Origin of the sequence: Pseudomonas brassicae (assembly GCF_010671725.1) — a bacterium.
GTDB classification, from domain to species: domain Bacteria; phylum Pseudomonadota; class Gammaproteobacteria; order Pseudomonadales; family Pseudomonadaceae; genus Aquipseudomonas; species Aquipseudomonas brassicae.
The window spans coordinates 1-2278 of record NZ_JAAHBU010000595.1 but is presented as its reverse complement, the minus strand read 5'-3'; the positions used below and the strand labels follow the sequence as shown (position 1 = coordinate 2278).

At 52.2% G+C, this 2278-nt stretch carries 1 protein-coding gene and 1 pseudogene; both read left to right on the top strand.

From position 1 onward, the window contains the following. Nucleotides 1–1048 (top strand): PDDEXK family nuclease (locus tag G3436_RS26450; protein WP_243667348.1); only part of this gene is annotated, 1048 nt, incomplete at its 5' end. Further along, a pseudogene (locus G3436_RS26445) lies at nucleotides 1045–2278 on the top strand (transposase); the annotation flags it as partial. The gene G3436_RS26450 and the pseudogene G3436_RS26445, both read left to right, overlap by 4 nt.

The window sequence follows — 2278 nt, the reverse complement described above, 5'->3', positions numbered from 1 at the left end:
CCGGGAAGCAAAGGGCTACAGGGGCATCCAGCAATTATCCCCAGGCTGGATGACAATCTTGGGTCCGCAGACATTGGACTGTATTGATGACTTTGCAGGAGAGATTTGCTCTCATCAGGAGCCGACAAGCTCACTTCGCGTGGGCGATATCTACACGCCATCGGTTTTAGCGGTTCCACGAGAAGCCCCTAAGGGCTCTCGTATCAGCAGAATGAATAGCCGGAAGCTCGGCCGTGCGATTCACTCGCTGTCCACTCCAGAAGCGGTGTTCACCCAGCTTGCGCTCTTCCATCCTCAATTGCTCGACATTCACGAGCAGAAGATGTTGTGGCCATATCACGCCCCTCATCCTTTGCACGGGCATCCACTCACCAAAGGACATTTTCCTCATCCTGTCACTGGGACGATGGAAATCGCCAAGCAAATAGGCTTCAAGCATCACCAAGTGGTGATTACCACTAAAGCTGGTAACCGACAGAGAATGCCCTTTCCCTATCAGGGGGACCTTTTACTGTATTTGATGGGTTCAGATGGGAGACCCTACGCGGTCAATTGGACAGTGAAGGATCGAGCTCAAGCCTTCCGCGAGAGGCGCTACTCAGCAGCCAAGACCCCAAACCAGCAAAAAAAGGACCGTGATCACGCTGAGCTGCGCACAGCCCTAGAGCAACTGCATTACGCAAGCGGCGGTATCAGGACCGTTCAAATGTCTCTGGATCGTCTGGACCCGATCGTCGTGGGCAATCTCGATCTGCTTTTTCCGATGCATGGCTTGCCGCTGACCCTCGAACCTGAGCTGCTTAGGGAGTTTAGCGCGGAGATTGAGGGCGCTGTGCATGCTGGAGCCTTGATCCACCCCATCATTTACCGGTATGCAGCCCGATGGGGTAAACGTGACCAGTTTATTGCGAGGATCTACCAAGACATCTGGGATAGAAAGCTGCCAGTAAATTTTTTCAAGCCGATTCTGATCGATCATCCTCTCGATATCGATGGTGGTGATTTGCTGGCAGCCTACGGCAAATTTTTCTTGGAGATTGAGCCGTGATCACGGGCGCTAGGTTATTTGCGCCTGAAGGTTATCGGAGCCTTGTCAAAGGCCACTATTACCATTTCCTGAACAGTGATGCGGTCCACAACCGGGTGCGCTTGGTGGAGTTCAGCGATCTAGGGAAAGACGTGCGCACCACCTTGATCACCCTCACAAGGTTCGAGTTCGAAGAAGCGCTCGAAGCGGGTGCGCTGCTGGCGTCAGGGGAGACGGACAAATTCCCGCCATGGCTTGAACCGATTAAGGGGATCGCAATTTCAGAGCGTGAAACGAAGCGGGTTTCTGCCAAGGAAACCTACGACCAAAAGGTCAACCGCCGTTTTCTGGCTATCTCAGGCCTGATGGTTCGTCTCCAGGAGGTTCTAGCCAGTGATGATCCGGACGCTGTAATCAACGCTCACGCCAAAAGCCAGTCGCCTCAGCAAAATGCAGCTCGCTTGAGGTTGTGGTTCTACACCTACATTACTTTTGGACAAAACAAGTGGGCTCTCATGCCTCCCCTGCACCGCATCGGTAGGTGGGACAGGGAGGGGCCGGGGAAATTACGCAGGCTGGGCCGGCCATCACCCAATGGCAAAGAGTGGGGTTACCGGGCCGATAGCGCCATGAGGGAAAGAATTCTAGCTGCGTATCTTAGATTCCGTTCCGCTGACAAAACTCATAGCCAAGTTTACCGAAAAATTCTTACAGAGGAATTTGGTTGCGTTTCCGTTGAAGGAAATGGCGCAACATTTTTCGTCAATCGTAAAGGGCACCCATTTCCAACCTTTGATCAAGTGCGGTACTGCATCGAAAAACAAGTTAGTGCTAAAGAAAAATCTATTGGCGTAAGAGGTAAACAAAAGACCCGCGACCAGAGCGGCAGTTTGGGAAGTTTCTCAGAAAGATTGACGAATCTAAATCAAAGGGTCGAGTTTGATGGTTACTACGTAGTTGAGAAACTTTCCGGCCTGACAGAGGGTAGCCCCGTTGATGGATTTTGCGTCGTTCGTGCCGTGTGTGGATTGTCCGGAATGGTGGTTGGTATTGGATTTGCCGAGGGTAAAGAAACCAAAGAAGCTTATCGGATGTGTCTGTTTTCCATGGCTGTAGACAAAGCATGGTTTTGTGGGCTTTTCGGGGTAACCATCAAACCGGAGTGGTGGCCTTGCGAAGGCTTGGCAGGTGGGCTGGTATTTGATGAGGTCCTGCAGCAGCCCTGGACACGGAACCTGAGATCCATTGGCT